Raw genomic sequence first — 2,319 nt, 5'->3', positions numbered from 1 at the left:
GCAAAAATCGGGGTGGAGAGCTCAGTGATGAGCGCCAATCAACAACAGCTGGTTACGCTGCTGTTTGACGGTGCGATCAGCGCACTGGTCCGCGCCCGCCTGTTTATGCAGGACAACAATATCCAGGGAAAAGGTAACTCGATTTCCAAGGCCATTAATATTATCGAGGGCGGACTCAAGCAGGGCCTCGATGAGCAATCAGGCGATGACCTTACCGACAACCTGATAGGGCTTTACGCCTATATGGTTCGTCGTCTGGTTCAGGCTAATCTGCATAATGATGTCGAAGCCCTCGAAGAAGTTGAAGGTCTTCTGCGCAATATCGCTGATGCCTGGAAAGAAGTCGTACAACCTCAACACCTTCAGGACGCCGTTTAATGAATATTGCACCGCCACTCGTCACCGTTTACCAACAGTTACTCGATCTCAGCCATGGAATGCTGCGTTTGGCAGCAGAAGGCGAATGGGATGATTTGATTACCAAGGAAGTGGACTATGTCAGTGCGGTGCAAAGACTGGCGCAATCAACCGAAGCCGCCGCACCGTCGCGCCAGCTGCAAGAGCAACTGCGTCCGGTGTTGCGCCATATTCTCGATAATGAGAGCGAAGTGAAACGTCTGCTGCAGTTGCGCATGGATGAATTGACGCAGCTGGTGGGCCAGTCATCGATGCAGAAATCGGTGATGAGCGCATATGGTAAGCAAGGTAGTGTGTATTTGCCGCAGGGTTGATTCGTTGCGATGAACTGAATGAAAAACGGGTAGGAAGATAGCTTCTCACCCGTTTTTTTCCGATTTCCAGGTCGCCATAAATGGCGACCCTACGGGCAGAATATGTAGGGTCGCCATTTATGGCGACCTGGGACTTACTGTGCAGATGCAGACAACACCGTAACCGGACGCATAATCTCTGGCTCGATATCCTGAATCACCGCCTCGTTCGGACGCTTCGCCACTTCTTCCAGCGCCTGCTGGCACTCAACGGTTGGACGATCCACTTTACGCAGTCTTAACCCATCGTAACGCAGCTCACCGTTCTCCAGCACCAGCGGCATCACGCGCACCTGGCGCGTCACGTTGACCCAGTCATCGCCCAGACGTGTCAATTTGCCCGGTTTGGCAATCACGCGCTGCCACTGACGGCAATCCAGCGTATCGCCTTCGGCACCAATAATCAGGCTGCCCATCGCTTGTTTACTGATCAGCTTGCTCTGCGGGCCCACGGTTTGCCAGTTGCCCTTGAGCTCCAGCGGCGCCGGGGTTTTCACGGCCTGGTCATAATTGCTGATCTGCGCACAGCCACTCAGCGCCAGCGCAGCCACTATCATCCACTTTTTCATTTTCGATCCCTACACTCGCATCAATGGCGGCTACGTTATAATTTTTCCCATCCGTTGCGCAAGGTATCTGCTGCGCGCCGCACGTTTTTCCTCAAGCTGCTCACTTCTGCGCCGATAACTCTTCTGGAGTTAAAAGAGCCTGCAAAAACAATAATTACCGACTACACACTCACCTTCGTTACGGAGAACACCGTTATGCGATTGACTCTTCGCGCGCGTCTGACATCGATTGTTGGCCTGCTGTGCATTTTACTGATTGTTGCGGCCATCTGGGGAATCATCGGCCTGCGCGCCGCCGACCAACGGGCGCAAAACGCCTACCAGAATGAGCTGTTACCGCTGCAATATTCGTCCCGCCTGTACCGCATGGTGCAGGAACAATCCTCAACCCTTTTCGATGCCCTGCGCTACTGGACCGACAGCAGCGAAGTGGAGAAACGTCTGGCCCGTATTACGCATTACGGCGAGCAGATAGCGAAAGACCGTCAAACCTGGCAGCAGCTGTCTTTTGACGCGCAAACCAAACCGCTCAGCCAGCAATTCATCACCCATCTCGACGGCTGGCAAAGCGCGCTGAAAGATGCCGGTGAATTGCTGAAGGGCGGCAACCCATCCGGTGCGCTGGTGGTGATTGAAACTCGCCTGCGCAGCGGCAGTCAGCTGCTGCAACAGGATATCGATCAGCTCGACGCGCTGATGCGCCAACATGCAGAACTCACTTACCAGCAAAGCAACAGCGATTACCAGTTGGCACGTAACAGCTTGATTATCATTTTGCTGGTTGGGCTGAGCGTGGCGCTGGTGTTTGGCTGGTTGCTGATCCGCTCTATCAACCGATCGATTGGTCAGGCACGCGAACTGGCCGAATCGATTGCCGCCGGTGAACTAAATCATGATATCGGTAGCGTTTCGCGTGATGAGATGGGCGAACTGATGCAGTCGCTGCTGCGCATGGATGTGCGTCTGGCGGAGATCGTGCG

The 2,319-nt window shown here is 54.2% G+C and carries 4 protein-coding genes; 3 read left to right on the top strand and 1 reads right to left on the bottom strand.

Annotated elements, in window-relative coordinates; all coding sequences use genetic code 11:
• A partial coding sequence (fliS, locus tag RTY00_RS23700) for a flagellar export chaperone FliS (protein WP_312666599.1) occupies positions 1 to 378 on the top strand: 378 nt, incomplete at its 5' end.
• Positions 378 to 731, top strand: coding sequence for a flagella biosynthesis regulatory protein FliT (gene fliT, locus RTY00_RS23695; RefSeq protein ID WP_312666598.1), 354 nt, complete (start codon positions 378 to 380; stop codon positions 729 to 731). The genes fliS and fliT, both read left to right, overlap by 1 nt.
• A 134-nt stretch (positions 732 to 865) precedes the next feature.
• Here fliT and yedD read toward each other — a convergent pair whose 3' ends face one another.
• Positions 866 to 1,339: a lipoprotein YedD gene (gene yedD / locus RTY00_RS23690; RefSeq protein ID WP_312666597.1), complete on the bottom strand. Its 474-nt coding sequence runs from the start codon at positions 1,337 to 1,339 to the stop codon at positions 866 to 868.
• A 195-nt stretch (positions 1,340 to 1,534) separates the two neighbouring features.
• On the opposite strand from yedD, the gene RTY00_RS23685 reads away from it, so the two are divergent.
• On the top strand, positions 1,535 to 2,319 hold a 785-nt coding region (locus RTY00_RS23685), incomplete at its 3' end, for a methyl-accepting chemotaxis protein (protein ID WP_312666596.1).

It is taken from the genome of Pantoea sp. CTOTU49201 (assembly GCF_032054795.1).
In the GTDB taxonomy this organism is placed as follows: Bacteria; Pseudomonadota; Gammaproteobacteria; order Enterobacterales; family Enterobacteriaceae; genus Pantoea; species Pantoea symbiotica.
The sequence above is the reverse complement of the archived record's forward strand: the minus strand, read 5'-3'. Positions and strand labels throughout refer to the sequence as shown.